General features: G+C 62.7%; 18 protein-coding genes. 14 read left to right on the plus strand and 4 right to left on the minus strand.

The annotated features are described in order from the left end of the window. Nucleotides 1-110 precede the first annotated feature (110 nt). A complete protein-coding gene (locus BMI90_RS17595) occupies nt 111-458 on the minus strand; it encodes a deaminase (protein WP_078530789.1) in 348 nt (115 codons plus the stop codon). 1545 nt (nt 459-2003) lie between these two features. Here BMI90_RS17595 and BMI90_RS17600 point away from each other — a divergent pair. Together BMI90_RS17600 and BMI90_RS17605 are read left to right on the plus strand one after the other, a co-directional pair. Beyond that, nucleotides 2004-3104, plus strand: a complete 1101-nt coding sequence (locus BMI90_RS17600) for an AAA family ATPase (protein ID WP_078530790.1) — start codon at nt 2004-2006, stop codon at nt 3102-3104. A gap of 37 nt (nt 3105-3141) precedes the next feature. Continuing rightward, nucleotides 3142-3954 carry a metallophosphoesterase gene (locus BMI90_RS17605; RefSeq protein ID WP_078530791.1) on the plus strand — a complete coding sequence of 271 codons (813 nt, stop codon included), beginning with the start codon at nt 3142-3144 and terminating at the stop codon, nt 3952-3954. 417 nt (nt 3955-4371) lie between these two features. Here the strand turns inward: BMI90_RS17605 and BMI90_RS17610 are convergent, their stop codons facing one another. Next, a complete protein-coding gene (locus BMI90_RS17610; RefSeq protein ID WP_078530792.1) occupies nt 4372-4668 on the minus strand; it encodes a hypothetical protein in 297 nt (98 codons plus the stop codon). A 245-nt stretch (nt 4669-4913) separates the two neighbouring features. Here BMI90_RS17610 and BMI90_RS17615 point away from each other — a divergent pair, with 245 nt between their 5' ends. From BMI90_RS17615 to BMI90_RS17670, 12 genes are all read left to right on the plus strand, one after another. Next, nucleotides 4914-5228 (plus strand): helix-turn-helix domain-containing protein, encoded by a 315-nt coding sequence (locus BMI90_RS17615; RefSeq protein ID WP_078530793.1) that lies wholly within the window; start codon nt 4914-4916, stop codon nt 5226-5228. Beyond that, nucleotides 5225-5605 (plus strand): hypothetical protein, encoded by a 381-nt coding sequence (locus BMI90_RS17620; protein ID WP_078530794.1) that lies wholly within the window; start codon nt 5225-5227, stop codon nt 5603-5605. Before BMI90_RS17615 ends, BMI90_RS17620 begins: the two co-directional genes overlap by 4 nt. Before the next feature lie 16 nt (nt 5606-5621). Further along, nucleotides 5622-6455, plus strand: coding sequence for a PaaX family transcriptional regulator C-terminal domain-containing protein (locus tag BMI90_RS17625; protein ID WP_078530795.1), 834 nt, complete (start codon nt 5622-5624; stop codon nt 6453-6455). Nucleotides 6456-6619: 164 nt separating this feature from the next. Then, complete coding sequence (gene pcaF / locus BMI90_RS17630; RefSeq protein WP_078530796.1) at nt 6620-7825, plus strand: 3-oxoadipyl-CoA thiolase; 1206 nt, start codon at nt 6620-6622, stop codon at nt 7823-7825. Between the two features lie 17 nt (nt 7826-7842). Further along, nucleotides 7843-8844: a 1,2-phenylacetyl-CoA epoxidase subunit PaaA gene (gene paaA / locus BMI90_RS17635; RefSeq protein ID WP_078530797.1), complete on the plus strand. Its 1002-nt coding sequence runs from the start codon at nt 7843-7845 to the stop codon at nt 8842-8844. A 54-nt stretch (nt 8845-8898) separates the two neighbouring features. Further along, complete coding sequence (gene paaB, locus BMI90_RS17640) at nt 8899-9183, plus strand: 1,2-phenylacetyl-CoA epoxidase subunit PaaB (protein ID WP_078530798.1); 285 nt, start codon at nt 8899-8901, stop codon at nt 9181-9183. Further along, nucleotides 9183-9974 carry a 1,2-phenylacetyl-CoA epoxidase subunit PaaC gene (paaC, locus tag BMI90_RS17645; protein WP_078530799.1) on the plus strand — a complete coding sequence of 264 codons (792 nt, stop codon included), beginning with the start codon at nt 9183-9185 and terminating at the stop codon, nt 9972-9974. The genes paaB and paaC overlap by 1 nt, the downstream gene beginning before the upstream one ends. A 4-nt stretch (nt 9975-9978) precedes the next feature. Continuing rightward, nucleotides 9979-10503 (plus strand): 1,2-phenylacetyl-CoA epoxidase subunit PaaD, encoded by a 525-nt coding sequence (paaD, locus tag BMI90_RS17650; protein WP_078530800.1) that lies wholly within the window; start codon nt 9979-9981, stop codon nt 10501-10503. Nucleotides 10504-10522: 19 nt separating this feature from the next. Further along, complete coding sequence (paaE, locus tag BMI90_RS17655; RefSeq protein WP_078530801.1) at nt 10523-11599, plus strand: 1,2-phenylacetyl-CoA epoxidase subunit PaaE; 1077 nt, start codon at nt 10523-10525, stop codon at nt 11597-11599. An 18-nt stretch (nt 11600-11617) separates the two neighbouring features. Further along, nucleotides 11618-12370: a Phenylacetic acid catabolic protein gene (locus BMI90_RS17660; RefSeq protein ID WP_078530802.1), complete on the plus strand. Its 753-nt coding sequence runs from the start codon at nt 11618-11620 to the stop codon at nt 12368-12370. 59 nt (nt 12371-12429) lie between these two features. Further along, nucleotides 12430-14493, plus strand: a complete 2064-nt coding sequence (gene paaZ, locus BMI90_RS17665) for a phenylacetic acid degradation bifunctional protein PaaZ (RefSeq protein WP_078530803.1) — start codon at nt 12430-12432, stop codon at nt 14491-14493. 5 nt (nt 14494-14498) lie between these two features. Beyond that, nucleotides 14499-15119: a transferase hexapeptide repeat family protein gene (locus BMI90_RS17670; protein WP_078530804.1), complete on the plus strand. Its 621-nt coding sequence runs from the start codon at nt 14499-14501 to the stop codon at nt 15117-15119. On the opposite strand, the gene BMI90_RS17675 is transcribed toward BMI90_RS17670, so the two are convergent. Beyond that, the gene (locus BMI90_RS17675) at nt 15103-15702 is read right to left on the minus strand and encodes a TetR/AcrR family transcriptional regulator (protein ID WP_078530805.1); all 600 of its coding nucleotides are present in this window, start codon (nt 15700-15702) and stop codon (nt 15103-15105) included. The genes BMI90_RS17670 and BMI90_RS17675 overlap by 17 nt on opposite strands. 117 nt (nt 15703-15819) lie before the next feature. Then, nucleotides 15820-17133 (minus strand): phenylacetate--CoA ligase PaaK, encoded by a 1314-nt coding sequence (gene paaK / locus BMI90_RS17680; protein ID WP_078530806.1) that lies wholly within the window; start codon nt 17131-17133, stop codon nt 15820-15822. Nucleotides 17134-17138 lie beyond the last annotated feature (5 nt).

Raw genomic sequence — 17138 nt, forward strand, 5'->3', positions numbered from 1 at the left:
GACCAAACGAAAAAGGCGGGGTTGGTTCCCGCCTTTTTGCCATCTGCTTCAGCGGTTCGCAAAGCACATGCCTCGCCGTCGGCATTAAGTGCGACCAGATCTTCTTCCAGCTAGCCGCAGATCGCCTCTAAGGCTTCGCCCGCGTCGCGAAATTCCGACAGGGCCAGCTCGGTGAAGACAAAGTATTTTCCGGTGACACTCTCGTTTTGCGCGCCGAAGTGGATGCGCTTGGTCCCGGCAAAGCGTGTCGCCGAAAGGGGCACCTCGCAGGGCTGCAATGTCGTCAGCAGCATACAATCATCGTGCGACGGGTCGTCGAGCGCGCGGGTCTCCTTCGCAATCGCAACGATCTCGGCGTGGCGTGTCGGGTCGCAGTTCAAATGCACCTTGTCCTCGGCCTCGGCGAGCAGCGTCCCGCCGAAAGATTGCAGCCGCGATCCCCGCCTTCCCCTGCTCATGTTCCACCTTCTTCGCCTGTGTGATCAGGTGGAACATCGCTGCGCGTTCCTGCGGATTAGGCGCAATTGGAACGACGGTCATCGGGTCGGTCCTTTCATCTGCGGGCAGTTTCGTCGGGGTGGACGGGGGCAGTTCAGTCGCGGTTAAGCTGCGCCATGCCGGTCATGTTTTCGGCTCCCGCTCCTCACCGGAGAACGGCATCGAGCGATAGGAGCGCGACAGCCTGTCGCCGCGAGCGCGCAAGACTGCTGCGAAGTTTGGCAAAATCTGACTCGCCGAAAACCTTTGCTCGCATGTGACGATCTGGATCGGCAAGGAAGGTGGTGCGAAACTTTGCGAGCAGACGGCGCGGCGGACCTTCGAGTGCGAGCAAGCCGCCAGTCGACACCCGCGACCGAGCATGGGGCAAGCGCGCATGAATGGCGCTACGAGAGCGGAGAGGTCGTGAGGGCGCGCGCATCAGCGCGGCACGAAGCCGGAGAGGAATATTCCGACGCGGGTGATGGGCCCGCGGGCGCACTCCCCGGAGTGACCGCGCCCGGTTACATGTCGGGTAACGGCTCCTCCTCACCTGGAGCCTCTTGGCCGCTGCCGCTTTCGCAGCCTTTTCCAAACGGGCATCGCACTGCGCCTAAATCCAGGCGGTCGTTTTCTAAGGCTTTTTCACTCCGGATGACCTTTGCCGCGCGGGCAGCGTTTAGTCGCGGGGCGAACCGGACTGCCTCGTCGCGTCGGGGTGAGGTGAGTTCCTGACTTCGTGCCAACATCCGGCAATTGGCATTTCGCTCATCGATCGAGTGCCCGGTGATGGTGAACCTGTTGATTGATCTGCCAGGAGGAGCATCATTGTTGCGACATGACCTGCATGATGGTCGGGGGGGGCAGGGGGCGGCCCCACTCGTGTTGACGAAGCCTACGACATTCTCGCAGATACTCTACAAGAGTCTCCGGGACTATTGGGTGAGATTGCGAAGTATGAATAACCCATTTTTCGCGAAAATCATTATCTTTCAAGTGGATGGGTGGTCCTGCTGGAGAGGCTTGAATTCGCGACCTCTCCCTTGCCAAGGTTGTTGCACTCCAAATTTTTCTGTTGGTAACCGACTGATCTGAAAAGAGAATCGACCAAAATTGCGCAATTTAAATGGGCTGAATCGTCCATGTCCAGAGCTGGCAAAATTGATGGCTTGGGTTCTTCAGATAAAATTCGGTGTTCATGTGAACTTTGAGTCACTCCCCAAATCATATATTTATTCGATCACGAATGAGAGTGGAGACCAAGTGGATTGGCGGGAGCGCTAGCTACGATCGTCGAATGGAATCACGCAACGAACGGCATATTTAAGAGGCGACCGGGAGAGAAGGTGGGCAGCCGGGTCATGACGCGCTTGACGTACCGGCCAATCGTGGCATAGCTTCTGCGCATGAACACGCACGCCACCCGCTCGGAGATTACCTGCTCGATATCGTGAGCTGCGCCCTTAGCCGGGCGCTTATCGGTATCGAGATTTCAGTCAGGTCATTCTCAAGCGACGGTGGTAGAAATGAAGCGCACGCGCGTTCCGGTTCTCTTCAAGAAGCCGATCTCTTCCAGCCTATCAAGGCAATCAGTGGCAAATGCGGTGGCCCGAGAATTCGGGCTCAGAAGCGGGCGCATGTTCCCTACGGGAACGGATGAGATCGAAGTCGACGAGTTCTTCGCTGAGGATGACGATCGCAGGAAAGCGGGCGAACGACACCGCAGGATCAATCGCGCTGTCGAGCGACTGGTCGATCAGAAGTTCAATGGCACCTTCGATGTCGACAGGAATATCAGTGAAACGTCCGTCAAACGGCTGCATCATCTTTACGCTCATGGCGCCAGACTTGCCGGGCCGGACACCGCGGAGTCCGTCTATGAACTCGCGGCGTCGCTGCATGCTGTGGCGCCCTGGCTTTCCGAGGTGTCGACCTCGATCATGAACCAGGGACTTGCGCATATTGCCGCTGGAGGCTCCGGGCTGCGTTTCGATCCGATGATCCTCGTCGGCCCGCCAGGCTGCGGGAAGACGCATTTCGCGCGGATTGTCGCTGACTTTGCACGCACGCCGCGTGCGATCATCGATGTCGGCGCCGGAGGAGCCGGGTTCCGGATCGCGGGGCTTGAACATGGCTGGGTCTCAGCGAGGTCAGGTGTTCCGGTAGAATTGATCACTGCAACCGCGGTTGCAAATCCGGCGATCGTTGTGGATGAGGTCTGCAAGGCGGGAGCTGGAATGCGCTCTGTCGATGGCAGGTCAACGTCATTGACGACATCGCTTCTGCAGCTCCTCGAGAGGTCGAGCGCGGAACACTTCACTTGCCCGTTCTTGCGCACGCGCGTCGATATGAGCCATGTGAACTGGATCCTCACGGCGAATTACGAGAGCCAAATCCCCGAACCGATCCTTGATCGGTGTCAGGTGTTCCGCGTCGAGGTGAGCAAGCCTGAGCACATCGTAGCGTTCTTCAAGCGCGCGGCCGGGGATGATGTGGAGCCCGATGAGATGGAACGCGTGCGCGTGTTCGTCGAAGAGATGTGCGAGATGGGGCGACCGCCGAGCCTTCGTCAGATCGGGCGCCTCGCGAAAACGCTGCGCGCGACCGGACGCGATCTGCTGATCTGATTGCTGCCTTCCGCAGCGTCTAGCGGGAATGGGAAGAATGGCGAAAACTTTGATCGTGGCGGATCTTCACTTGGACATGTGGGCAGAAGCGGGTCGAGACGCCCTTGCGCGTCTCGACTTTAGCGACGTTGGGCTGATGATCATTGCCGGTGATCTCACGAACAAACCGAAGGTCAGATGGCGGCGGGCGCTCGAAGTCATCGGCCAGCGCATCGATCTCGAGCGCGTGTATGTCGTGCCGGGAAACCATGACTATTATCATCACGCGCTTGACGGTGATGACCGGCTCGAGCAGATCGCGCGTGACGCTGGGGCGAACTTCGCTCAGAAGCGAGAGATCATCCTGCGGAGCAAGCGATACCTGTGCTGCACGCTCTGGACGGACTTCCAGACAGGGACCGGAACGCTTGAGAGCCGGGACATGGAAGCACGGGAGCGGATGAACGATTACCGATACATTCGCGTGGCCTCTGCCGGATACCGAAAGGCTCGGCCGGCTGATACGATCGCGAGACACCGTGATCACCTCTCCTGGCTGCGCTCAAAGCTGGCGGAGCGCTTTGATGGAGAAACCGCGGTTGTAACGCATCACGCGCCTATTGTCGGCGCCCTCCCGGCCGGTCAGACGCTCAGCTGGTGCTATGCGAGCGACCTGAAGGATCTCATCCTCGAATGTCAGCCGGACGAATGGCTCTTCGGGCATACGCATCACCCGGCGGAAATCATGGTCGGGACGACGAGGGTCGCGAATGTGTCCGTTGGATATCCGTGGCAGAACATGGGCGGGGTAGCGGATGGCGATAAGCCGCGCATACGGGTGTATCCGAGGGTGCGTCGAGGGCGATCATAGGTTTTCACGGGAAAGATTGGGGCGTGTATAGCGTGTGCGCCGATGAAACCGGTGCTTCAGCGGCAACGATCCTGACGGTGCGACGGATACAGGCTCGGATCCGAAGCGATTTTCGGGATGTGTTGTTTTGTCAAATGGCGCAGTCTCCGGGATATCGTGGTCGATGCTGGCGCCTGTTTCGGTGCACCCGTCCCCAACATGCTTGCCGCCTTTGCGGCGTAGTCAGGCGATATTTGTTTGAGGCCTTCAGAGGTTTGCTGCTTCTAAAGCATTTTGGCTCTTTGTTTTTAGCCAGAAGGGTATGACGGTGTTTTTGGGTGTGAGTTTTTTTGTGCGGTTTTTGTTTTTTTGCCCCGCTTTTCGCACGCCGGTTTGGCTGTCCAGTGCTACAGCCCGCTATGCCTAATAGGGGCAAACCTACCAAGGCTCAGGCGTATCGTCTCGCTCGTCTAAAGGGCTGGCCGCATCGCTCGGCTGCCCACGCAGGATCGCCCTCGCGCGCGCCAGCGGATCCTCGATCCGGCGCGCCTCGACGGCCGCGATCTCGCGCTCCAGTCTCTCAAAAATCGGGGCATAGCTTGGTTTTTCCAGCATCAGCTCGGCGATGCGCAGCCGCGCTTTCACGAGCCGCTCCAGAAGGGCTGCATCGGTCTGGGTGAATTTGGTCGTGCGATGCGATTTTCGCATATTCGGCGTGAAGGGGCGCTGGGCCATGGCATGCATCTCCTGAGACCGCGCGCGCGAGGCGCGGCGGCGGAAAGTGGGTCGATCCGGTGCGGATCTCGGTGATGCGTTCAGTCTAGGTGCCGGGGGTGAAAAAACGGGCTTCCGATTTTTCGTGGCACGGAAAATTCGCTCGAGTTGGTTGCCGCTCGTTTTCGGGAGCGCCTGGCGCTAGCGGTTGCGCTGTGTGGAATTTTCTTTCTATCTGTGGGCTTTCGATGGAAAGATTTTCGCACATGTCATTTTTCGAGATCCTCAGAGCCGAACGCGTGGGGCGCGGGCTCACGCAGGCTGAACTCGCATCCCGCTCCAAGATCAGCATCCCGACGGTGCGCGCTCTGGAGAGCGGGGCAGGCACGATCTTCACGCTCGAGGCTGTCTTGCCGGTCCTTGGCTTGCGCTGGCGTGTCACAACGCCCGGGAAACATATGGGACGCGTGCTCGCGGAGCGGCGGCGCGCGCGCATCTGGGGGAATGGCCACCTGGCCGAAGGCGCGCGACAAAACCTGACGGCCAGCGTGCGTTCCGCGGCGAAGAAGCGCCCGCGATGATCGAATTCCCCGGGAGGGTGAGTTCGACGTTCCTTGCGGTCGATATATTCGAACGCTGCCGTGATTTCGTCGCCGGTATAGGCGAGGCTCATCGCGAAGACGGCGAAGTCGTGACGCGGGCCCGAGGTGGGGAGGGTGTCGAGCATGATGTTGTCCTTTCCTTTCTGGATGACATCAGTTTAGGCGAGGAGGCCGAAAATCTCGCCTTGGAAAAGCTCGAAAATCCCGCGGTTTGGTCGAATTATGTGGACAACTCGGACAGTCGCGTCGGCAAGCCAGCCAAGAGAGAGCGGGAGAGCGTCTGCAGGGTCGACATTCGGTGCGCGCACTTATTGAGTTCCTTGCCCTTTGTGCGCACCGTGCGTAATCACGTCTGAGGGTTGGGTCAGAGAAATGCCGGTAAGTGGACTGATATCAGAATTGCTGGATGGAATCGGGCTGCGCGCGGCCTCGTTCATCGTCACGGTCTATGGAGATGTGGTGGTCCCGCGCGGCGGCGTTCTGTGGACGGGAACCCTGATCGAGGTCTGCGCGGGTGTCGGCATCAATGAATCGCTGGTGCGCACGGCGGTCTCGCGCCTGGTTGCGGCGCAGCGCTTGCGTGGGGAGCGTGTCGGGCGGCGCAGCTACTATCACCTCGACGCGTCGGCCCATCAGGAATTCGAGCAGGCCGCCGTGCTGCTTTTTGGCCCCGAGGCCGAGACGCGTGGCTGGCAGATCCTGCACGCCCCGGACCTGACCGAAGACGCCGCGCGGCTGCAACGCATGGGCCATATGGGAGGGCAGGTGTTTATCCGCCCCGACCGTGGTCAGGCGGCGCCCGAGGGCGCGCTGGCGTTCCATGCCGGCGACCCCGAGGCGATCGCACACATCGCCCGATTCTGGGATCTGTCGGCCCTGCAAGAGCGTTACATCGACATGATCGCGCGTTTTGCCCCGCTCGATGCGGCGCTGCACAACGGCAGCCTGTCGGACGAGGCGGCGATGGTTGCGCGTCTGTTGCTGGTGCATGTCTATCGCAACGTGATGCTTCGCGACCCGCGCCTGCCGCAAAAGGCGCTCCCCCCGGACTGGAAAGGGCAGGAGGCGCGCGCGCTGTTCCGCCGCCTGTATCGGCGCCTTTCGCCCTCGGCCGAGCGTCACATCGCGGCGCGCTTCGAGGGGGTGGATGGCTATCTTCCCGCGCAAACCGCCGCCAGCGAGGCGCGGATCTTCGGGCTGTCATAATTTAAGCAATTGTTTTTAAACGGTTGTTCCTGCTCGCCTCAAAACATCACAACGATACTAATTTTTTTGCTTTGTTTGTGATGCTTTGCGCGCTATAAATCGACCAATCGGTCGGCGAATTAGGAGAATCGCCGCTCGTCACGGAACATCAGGGAGGAGCTTGGATGCGCGAGGCATTCATTTGCGATGCGGTCAGAACACCGGTCGGTCGTTACGGCGGCGCACTGGCGCAGGTGCGCGCTGACGATCTGGCGGCGATCCCGCTCAAGGCCCTTATGGAGCGCAACCCCGGCGTCGATTGGGCCGCGGTTGACGATCTGATCTTCGGCTGCGCCAACCAGGCGGGCGAGGATAACCGCAATGTCGGGCGCATGGCCGTTCTGCTGGCGGGGATGCCGATCGGCGTTCCGGGCACCACGGTGAACCGGCTCTGCGGCTCGGGGATGGATGCGGTCGGCATGGCCGCGCGCGCCATCAAGGCGGGCGATTGCGACTTTGTCCTCGCTGGCGGCGTCGAGAGCATGACCCGCGCGCCTTTCGTGATGCCCAAGGCCGACAGCGCCTTTTCGCGCTCGAACGCGGTCTATGACACCACCATCGGCTGGCGCTTTGTCAATCCGAAGATGAAGGCGCAGTTCGGCGTCGATTCCATGCCGCAGACGGCCGACAATGTCGCGCAGGATTTCGGCATCAGCCGCGCCGATCAGGATGCTTTCGCCGCACGTAGCCAGGCCCGTTGGGAGGCCGCGCAGCAGGCTGGCGTCTTCGCGCAGGAAATCGTGCCGGTCACGATCCCGCAGAAAAAGGGCGACCCGATCGTGTTCACTGCGGACGAGCACCCGCGCCCCGGCACCACCGCCGAGACGCTGGCCAAGCTGCGCGGCGTGAACGGTCCTGATCTGTCGGTGACCGCAGGCAACGCATCGGGTGTGAACGACGGCGCGGCGGCCCTGGCGATCCTGTCGGGCGAGGCGGCGGCGGCCCATGGTCTGACGCCGAAGGCCCGCATCGTGGCGATGGCCGCGGCGGGCGTCGAGCCGCGCATCATGGGCATCGGCCCGGCCCCGGCGGCCAAGAAAGTTCTGGCACGCGCGGGCATGACCATCGACCAGATGGATGTGATCGAGCTGAACGAGGCCTTCGCCAGCCAGGCGTTGGCCACGCTGCGCGACCTCGGCCTGCCTGACGACGCGCCGCATGTGAACCCGAACGGCGGCGCGATCGCGATCGGCCACCCGCTTGGCATGTCGGGCGCCCGGCTTGTCACCACCGCCATGTACCAGCTGCACCGCACCGGCGGGCGCTATGCGCTGTGCACCATGTGCATCGGCGTGGGCCAAGGCATCGCCATCATCATCGAACGTATCTGAGAGGGAGGAGACCAATCATGTATGCTCAACTCGTGAGTGCCGAAGGGGCCAAATCCCGCGAGGATATGACGCCCGAAGAGATCGCTTTCCAGGATCGCATCGACCGGGGTGAGAAGATCGAGCCCAAGGAATGGATGCCGGAAGGCTACCGCAAGACGCTGATCCGCCAGATCGGCCAGCACGCCCACAGCGAAATCGTCGGCCAGTTGCCCGAGGGCAACTGGATCACGCGCGCCCCCACGCTCGAGCGCAAGGCGATCCTTCTGGCCAAGGTGCAGGACGAGGCGGGCCACGGCCTCTACCTCTACTCGGCCGCCGAGACGCTTGGCGTGTCGCGCGACGAACTGCTGCACCTGCTGCACGCGGGCAAGATGAAATACTCGTCGATTTTCAACTACCCGACGCTGAACTGGGCCGATATCGGTGCGGTCGGCTGGCTGGTCGATGGCGCGGCAATCATGAACCAGGTGCCGCTGCAACGCACCAGCTACGGCCCCTACAGCCGTGCGATGATCCGTATCTGCAAGGAAGAAAGTTTCCACCAGCGTCAGGGCTACGATATCCTGCTCAAGATGTGCCTGAAGGGCACCACGGATCAGAAGGCGATGGCGCAGGATGCAATGAACCGCTTCTGGTATCCGGCGCTGATGATGTTTGGCCCGTCCGACAAGGACTCGGTCCACAGCGCTCAGTCGATGCAGTGGAAGATCAAGATCAACACCAATGACGAGCTGCGTCAGAAATTCGTCGATCAGACAGTGCCGCAGGCCGAATATCTTGGCCTTACCATCCCCGATCCGAACCTCAAGTGGAATGAGGAAAAGGACGGCTACGATTTCTCGGAGCCGGACTGGTCCGAATTCTTCGCCGTCATCGCGGGCAATGGCCCGTGCAATGCCGAGCGCATGGAGGCCCGCGTGACTGCCTGGGAGGATGGCGCATGGTTCCGCGAAGGCCTGACGGCGCATGCCAACAAGCAAGCCGAACGCCGCAAGGCCGCCCGCCTCGCCGCCGAGTAATACACTGGGCGCGCCGCGCCCATCCCTTCTTGTTCAGCTTCGGGAGGAAGCAACATGTCCAGCGAATGGCCCTTGTGGGAAATCTTCATCCGTGGCCAGCACGGCCTCAACCATCGTCACGTCGGCAGCCTGCACGCGCCGGATGCCGAAATGGCGATCCGCAACGCCCGTGACGTCTACACCCGCCGCAACGAGGGTGTCTCGATCTGGGCGGTGAAGTCGAACGACATCACCGCCTCGGTGCCGTCGGACAAGGGGCCGCTGTTCGAGCCGTCGAACTCCAAGGTCTATCGTCACCCGACCTTCTTCGACATCCCGGCCGAAGTGGGGCACATGTGATGGGCGTCGCGGTGGCAGCGGTCGATCAAGCCGCCTTTGTCGAGTGGCTGGAAAGGGTTGGCGACAATGCGCTGGTCCTGGGACACCGGGTTTCGGAATGGTGCGGGCACTCGCCCGTGCTGGAAGAGGACATCGCGCTAGCCAACCAGGCGCTTGACCTGATCGGGCAGTGCCAGCTCTGGCTGGCACTGGCCGGCGAGGTCGAGGGGCAGGGGCGCAGCGCCGACAACCTCGCTTATCTGCGCGACGCGGCTGCGTTCCGCAACGTGCTGCTGGTCGAACGACCGAACGGCGATTTCGGTCAGACGCTGATGCGCCAGTTCCTGTTCGACGCTTTCCACATCGAACTACTGCGGGCGCTGAAAACCTCGTCCGATCCGCGCGTGGCCGAGATTGCCGCGAAGGCGGAGAAGGAAGTGGCCTATCACCTCGAACGCTCGGCCGATCTGGTGATCAGTCTGGGCGACGGCACCGAGGAAAGCCGCAACCGGATGCAGAAGGCGCTGAACGTGCTGTATCCCTACACCGGCGAGTTGTTCCACGACGACGCGACCGACAAGGCGATGGCCGAGGCCGGGATCGCCCCGCTGCCCTCGAGCCTGCGCGCCGCCTGGGATACGACTCTGCGCGAAGTGCTCGAGGCGGCAACGCTGACCCATCCGGGCGAGACCTATCAGCACGGCATCAACGGGGCAGGCGGCGGCAAGCGCGGCGTTCACTCGGAATACCTGGGATATATCCTGGCCGAGATGCAGTTCCTGCAGCGCGCCTATCCCGGCGCTGTCTGGTAACGCCATGAACGCCGCAACCCGACCGCAGATTGACGAGATCTGGCGCTGGTTGTCGCAGGTGCCCGATCCCGAGATTCCGGTCATCAGTCTGACCGACTTGGGGATCGTGCGCGATGTCGCCTGGCAGGACGAGACGCTGGTCGTTACGGTCACGCCCACCTATTCGGGCTGTCCCGCGACCAGCATCATCAACCTGGACATCGAGCAAGCCCTGCGCGAGCGGGGGATCGAGAGCATCCGCCTTGAGCGGCAGCTCTCGCCGCCCTGGACGAGCGACTGGCTGACCGAGGAAGGGCGCGAAAAGCTGCGCGCCTACGGTATCGCGCCGCCGATCGACGGCACCGCCCCCGACGGCCGCTTGGCAGGGCGCATAGCGCGCCTGGCCGGTAGCTCGAACCTGACCATCGCCTGTCCGCGCTGCGGATCTACCCGCACCGAAAAGATAAGCCAGTTCGGCTCGACGCCCTGCAAGGCCAGCTATCGCTGCAAGGACTGTCTCGAACCCTTTGATTATTTCAAATGCATCTGACGATGCCGAGGAACTCCAAATGGCACGCTTCCATCCGCTCAAAGTGACCGACGTCTGTCGCGAGACCCGCGACGCCGTCGTATTAACCCTCGTCCCGCGGGACGAGGACAAGCAACTCTTCGCCTTCACCCAAGGCCAATATCTGACCCTGCGCCGCGACTTCGAGGGAGAGGAGCTGCGCCGCAGCTACTCGATCTGCACCGGCGTGGACGAGGGCTGCCTCAAGGTCGGCATCAAGCGCGTCGATGGCGGCGCCTTCTCAACCTGGGCCAATGAAAACCTCGCGCCCGGCGACGAGATCGACGCGATGCCGCCGATGGGCAAGTTCTTTGCCCCAATCGAGCCGGAGACCGAAAAGCAGTATCTGGGCTTTGCAGGCGGTTCAGGCATCACGCCGGTGCTGTCGATCATCAAGACCGTGCTGATGCGCGAACCCAAGTCGCGCTTCACGCTGGTCTATGCCAACCGCCAGATCAGCTCGATCATGTTCCGCGAGGAGCTGGAGGATCTGAAGAACACCTATCTGGGGCGTTTCTCTGTGATCCATGTGCTGGAACAGGAAGGCCAGGAGATCGACCTCTTCACCGGTCGGATCGACGCCGAGAAAATGGAGGCGCTGTTCAGCCACTGGCTCGACGCGAAAGCCATCGACACCGCCTTCATTTGCGGCCCCGAGCCGATGATGCTGGCCATCGCCGGATCGTTGCGCACCCACGGGCTACGCGACGATCAGATCAAGTTCGAGCTGTTCGCCAGCGGCCAGCCCGGTCGCGCCAAGGCAAGGGCCGTGTCCAAGACTTCGGTCGCGCCCGGAGCGGGGGTCGAGACGACCGTGACGCTCGATGGCGCCACGCGCAACTTCACCATGCCGCGCGAAGGCCAGACCATCCTTGAAGCCGCGATCGAGGCGCAGATGGACGCGCCCTATTCGTGCAAGGCCGGGGTGTGCTCGACCTGCCGCTGCAAGGTGCTTGAGGGCGAGGTCGAGATGGCCGTGAACCATGCGCTGGAAGATTACGAGGTGCGAGCGGGCTACGTGCTGTCGTGCCAGGCCGTGCCGCTGAGTGACCGCGTGATCGTCACCTACGACGAATGATCGGGCAGGAGAGAAAAGATGTCTGACACGATGAATATCGAAGACTACCTCGCTCAGGGCGGCGTTCTCACCGCTCCGGGCAACGTGCCCGCGCGCTACCGCGGCGAGCTGATGCGCCTGATGGCCTCTTTCGTGGACAGCGAACTGGCGGCCTCGGCCGGGTTCGCGGGCTCGATCAACTTCGCGCCGGGGATCAAGGAGCGGATCGCCGCGAGCCGGATCACCCTCGAAAAGGCCGATCACGCAGAGCGCGTCCTGGCGGTGATGGAGACCTTCGGCACCGATGCAAACCGCTATCAGGCGCAGCACGACTGGGCCGCGCGGGTCGCACGCGACGCCGATCTGGGGGCCGCGCGCAGTGGTGGCGACATGCGCCTGTCGGTGCTGCACTACCCGATCACCGGCTGGACCGATGCGGTGGTGATGAACGTCCTCCAAGGCCTCGCGACCGGCGTGCAGATGACCGAGCTTACCCGCGTCTCCTACGGGCCGCTGGCCGAGGTCTTCCGCGAGATCGCCCCGCGCGAGGCGCGCCACGCTGAGCTTGGCCTTGAGGGGCTTGAGCGGATCGCCTCGACCGAGGCTGGTAAGGCCGCCGCGCGCGATGCCATCGCCTATTGGCGCCCGCGTGTCGCTGCGGGGTTCGGCGTCGCCGGATCGGCGCGCTACGAGACGCTTAATGGCTTTGGCTTGCGCCACACCCCCAACGAGCAGCTTCTGTCCCGTTGGGAGACCCTCGTGGCCGAACATCTGGCTGCGCTCGACCTGTAAGACCTGCGGCGCGGGCGAGCAGGCCCGCGCCCTTTTCAGAACGCATAAAGGAAATGCCCATGAACGCCCCGGCCCGCCCCCCGCGCCGTCTTGAAAGCTATGTCTGTGGAGTTTGGACCCCCGGCCAGAAGGAGGGAAAGGAGCTGCTGGACGCCGCAACCGGCGCGCCGGTCGCCTATATCGACTCGAGCGGGCTGGATTTCGCGGCGGTGCTGGAGCATGGCCGCAAGGCTGCCGGCCCCAAGCTTCGGGCGATGTCCTTCCATGAGCGCGCCGGGATGCTGAAGGCGCTCGGCCTTGCGCTGATGGAGCGCAAGGAAGAGTTCTACGACGAAAGCTATCGCACCGGCGCCACGCGCCCTGACAGTTGGATCGACATCGAGGGCGGGATCGGCACTATGCTGACCTTTGCCTCAAAAGGGCGGCGCGAGTTGCCCAACACCCGCGTTCTGACCGATGGCGATCTGGAGCTTCTTTCGAAGGACGGCAGCTTCAGCGCGCAGCATATCCTGTCGCCGTTGCACGGCGTCGCGGTCCATATCAACGCCTTCAACTTCCCCGTCTGGGGGATGCTTGAAAAGATCGCGCCGACCCTGCTGGCCGGTGTGCCCTGCGTGGTCAAGCCCGCCAGCCAGACCGCCTATCTGACCGAGCTTGTGGTGCGGCGCATCGTCGAGACGGGCATCCTGCCCGAGGGCGCGCTGCAACTGATCTGTGGCTCGGTCGGCGATATGCTCGACCACCTGACGGGGCAGGACGCGGTCACCTTCACCGGGTCGGCCTGGACAGGGCGCAAGCTCAAGTCGCATCCGGCGGTGGTGGCGAATTCGGTCCGCTTCACGATGGAAGCCGACAGCCTGAATGCTTCGATCCTTGGCCCCGATGCCGTGGCGGGCACGCCCGAATTCGACCTGTTCGTCAAGGAAGTCGCGCGCGAGATGACGGTGAAGGCCGGGCAGAAATGCACCGCGATCCGCCGCGTCATCGCGCCGCGCGCGCAGGTTCCGGCATTGGTCGAGGCGCTACGTGATCGTCTGGGCAAGACCGTGCTTGGTCTGCCCGATGCCGAGGGCACGCGGATGGGGCCGCTGGCCTCGTTCGACCAGCGCGAAGAGGTGCGCGAGCGGATCCGCGATCTTCAGGCCGTGGCCGAGATCGTCGCGGGCAACCCCGATGAGGTGCGCCTTGCCTCGGGGCAGGCGGATGCGGGCGCCTTCCTGAGCCCGGTTCTGCTTTATGCCGATAAGCCCTTTGCCGCGCAGCCCGTGCATGAGGTCGAGGCCTTCGGCCCGGTCTCGACCGTGCTGCCCTATGACGATCTTGGCGAGGCGATCGAACTGGCGCGGATGGGCAAAGGCTCGCTCGTGTCGTCGGTCTTCACCGATGACAAGGCCGTGGCTGAAGAGGTCGTGCTGGGTGTTGCGCCGCATCATGGCCGTGTGCTGATCGGTAACCGCACCTCGGCGAAAACCTCGACCGGGCACGGATCGCCCTTGGCGGGTCTGGTGCATGGCGGGCCGGGCCGCGCGGGCGGCGGCGAGGAGATGGGCGGCATCCGCGGCGTGAAGCATTACATGCAGCGCACTGCCGTTCAGGGCGCGCCGCGCCTGCTGTCGGCGGTGACCGGTCGCTGGATCGAGGGCGCCGAGGTGCAGCATGACGTGCATCCGTTCCGCAAGTCTTTGGCTGAACTGAAGATTGGTGATCAGTTGATCACCGCAAAGCGCACCGTCACCAAAGAGGATGTCGAGCATTTCGCCCATTTCACCGGCGATACGTTCTACGCCCATATGGATGAGGCCGCCGCCAAGGCGAACCCGTTCTTTGACGACCGCGTGGCACATGGCTATCTAATCGCCTCTTTCGCCGCGGGGCTCTTTGTCGAGCCGAACCCCGGCCCGGTGCTGGCCAATTACGGCGTCGATAACATGCGCTTCCTGACGCCGGTCTATTTCGGCGATACGCTTCAGGTGCGGTTGACCTGCAAGGAGATCAACCCGCGCGCCAATGCCAAACATGGCGAGGTGCGTTGGGATTGCCAGGTCACCAATCAGGATGGTGCGGTCGTGGCGCAATATGACGTGCTGACCATGGTCGCCAATACCTGGCCGTTGCAGGGCTGACCGGTATGGCCCGCGTCTATTCCTGGGATGGCATCACCCCGGTTATCGACTCCGCCGCCTTTGTTCATCCAGAGGCGGTGGTGATCGGCGATGTGCTGATCGGCCCGCTGTGCTACGTCGGCCCCGGCGCGGTGCTGCGCGGCGATTTCGGGCGCATCATCTTGCAAAAGGGCAGCAACGTGCAGGAAACCTGCGTGGTGCATTCCTTCCCCGGTAAGGATGTGGTGATCGAAGAGGCGGGCCATATCGGCCATGGCGCCGTGCTGCACGGCTGCCATATCGGTCGCAACGCCATGGTGGGCATGAACGCCGTGGTGATGGACGAGGCGCGGATCGGCGAGAACACGATCGTCGCAGCGATGGCCTTCGTGAAGGCGGGTGCCGAGATCCCGGCAGGCAGCCTTGCGGTCGGCTCGCCCGCCAAGGTCGTGCGGGCGCTGTCACCGGAGGAAATCGACTGGAAGCGGTTGGGCACCGGCGTCTATAAGCAATTGGCGCATGAGGCCGGGCACAAGCTGAAACCGGCCGAACCGCTTAGCGCGCCCGAACCCGACCGCCGCCGCGCCGAGGCGCCGAAATACGACCCGTTGATCCTTGAACGCCGAAATTTCAGCGAACGGCTTTGATCCCCTCAAGGATCAGCGTTGTCGCCACATCGGCATAATCCTCGCGGCTGATAGGGCCACCGTCCTTGAACCACATATAGACCCAGTTCATCATGCCAAAAAGCGACATCGTAACCGGGGTCAGAAGCGGACGCTCCTTGTCGTTCAGGCTGGGGTTGATCTGGTCGAGAACGACCGAAAAGCGGCGAACGATGCGCCGCTCAAGCCCGAGGATCTCGGATTTCTGCGCGTCCGACAGGGCCGAGGAGGCATTGAGCTGCACTTTGTGCTGGTTGTCCGCGTCCCGGTAGTTTTCCAGCACCGCCCCGACAAGGCGGCGCAGGCGCTGGTCGGGCGCCAGAGAGGGATCGTCGGCGGCCTCGACCGCAGCATCCAGCTCTTCCAGATGGGTGATGATGATCGCGAAGATCAGCGCATCCTTGCTGGGATAGTAATGGTAGAGCAACGCCTTGGAGACCTGCGCATGGCTGGCGACCTGGGACATGGAGGCCTTCTCCATACCCTGCTCGGCAAAGACCTGTGCGGCATTGTCCAGAATGGCGCGCTGCTTTTCCTCGAAATCCTGTGCTCGCGTCCGAGCCATAGTGTAACTTTCCCGGTCTGTCGGTGGCGCTTCGCGGCGGTTTGGAGCCGCAAAACGCAATTTTTCCTGCTTTAGCGACTGCGGGCGCGCCTGTCACGCCCGCGTGGCGCCGCCGCCTTATTCTTTGGGGCGATTGTCGATCACGCGTTTGGCCTTGCCTTCGGAACGGGCAATGCTGGCCGGATCGCGCACTTCGATCCGCGTCGAGACGCCGACCACCGACTTGATGTGATGCGCCAGCTCCTTGGCTGAGGCGGCGCGGGCGCTTTCGTCGGTATGATCGGTGGCGCATTCCACAAGGACGGTCATGTTGTCCATCCGGTTCGCACCCTTGCTCAGTTCGATCTGGAAATGCGGGGCAAGGCCGCGGCATTTCAGGATCTGCTCTTCGATCTGGGTCGGGAACACGTTGACGCCACGCAGGATGATCATGTCGTCCGAGCGCCCGGTGATCTTCTCGATCCGGCGCATCGAGCGCGCGGTGCCCGGCAGCAAGCGGGTCAGGTCGCGGGTGCGATAGCGCACCACCGGCAGGCCTTCCTTGGTCAGCGTGGTGAAGACCAGCTCACCCATCTGGCCGTCGGGCAGAACCTCGCCGGTGGCCGGGTCGATGATCTCGGGGTAGAAGTGGTCTTCCCAGATATGCAGCCCGTCCTTGGTTTCGACGCATTCCTGCGCTACGCCGGGGCCCATGACCTCGGACAAGCCGTAGATATCCACCGCGTGCATGTCGAAGGCCTGCTCGATTTCCTCGCGCATCGAATTGGTCCAGGGCTCGGCGCCGAAGATGCCGACCTTGAGGGATGAGGCGCGCGGGTCAAGGCCCTGGCGACGGAACTCGTCGAGGATCGACAACATGTAGCTGGGCGTCACCATGATGATCGAGGGTTTGAAGTCATGGATCAACGTCACCTGCCGCTCGGTCATGCCGCCCGAGATCGGAACGACGGTGCAGCCGAGGCGCTCGGCACCGTAATGCGCGCCAAGGCCGCCGGTGAACAGGCCATAGCCATAGGCGTTGTGCAGGATATCGCCGGGGCGCCCGCCCGCCGCGCGGATCGAGCGTGCGATCAGGTTCGCCCAGTGGTCGATATCGGCCAACGTATAGCCCACGACCGTCGGTTTGCCCGTCGTGCCCGACGAGCCATGGATACGCACCAGCTTGGATTGCGGCACCGCGAACATCCCGAAGGGGTAGGTGTCGCGCAGGTCCTGCTTGTAGGTGAAGGGGAACTTGGCGACGTCGGCCAGCGACTTCAGCTCTTCGGGGTGCACGTCATGTTCGATGAAGCGCTTGCGATAGAAGGGTGAGTTCTCATAGGCGTGGCGCAGCGAGCGCTTCATGCGGTGGAACTGAAGCGCCTCGATCTCATCGCGCGAGGCGGTCTCGATCGGGTCAAGGTCTTGCTTTCGAGGGGTAAGGTCTTCCATGGTTT

It is taken from the genome of Thioclava sp. L04-15, from assembly GCF_002020275.1.
GTDB classification, from domain to species: Bacteria; Pseudomonadota; Alphaproteobacteria; order Rhodobacterales; family Rhodobacteraceae; genus Thioclava; species Thioclava marina.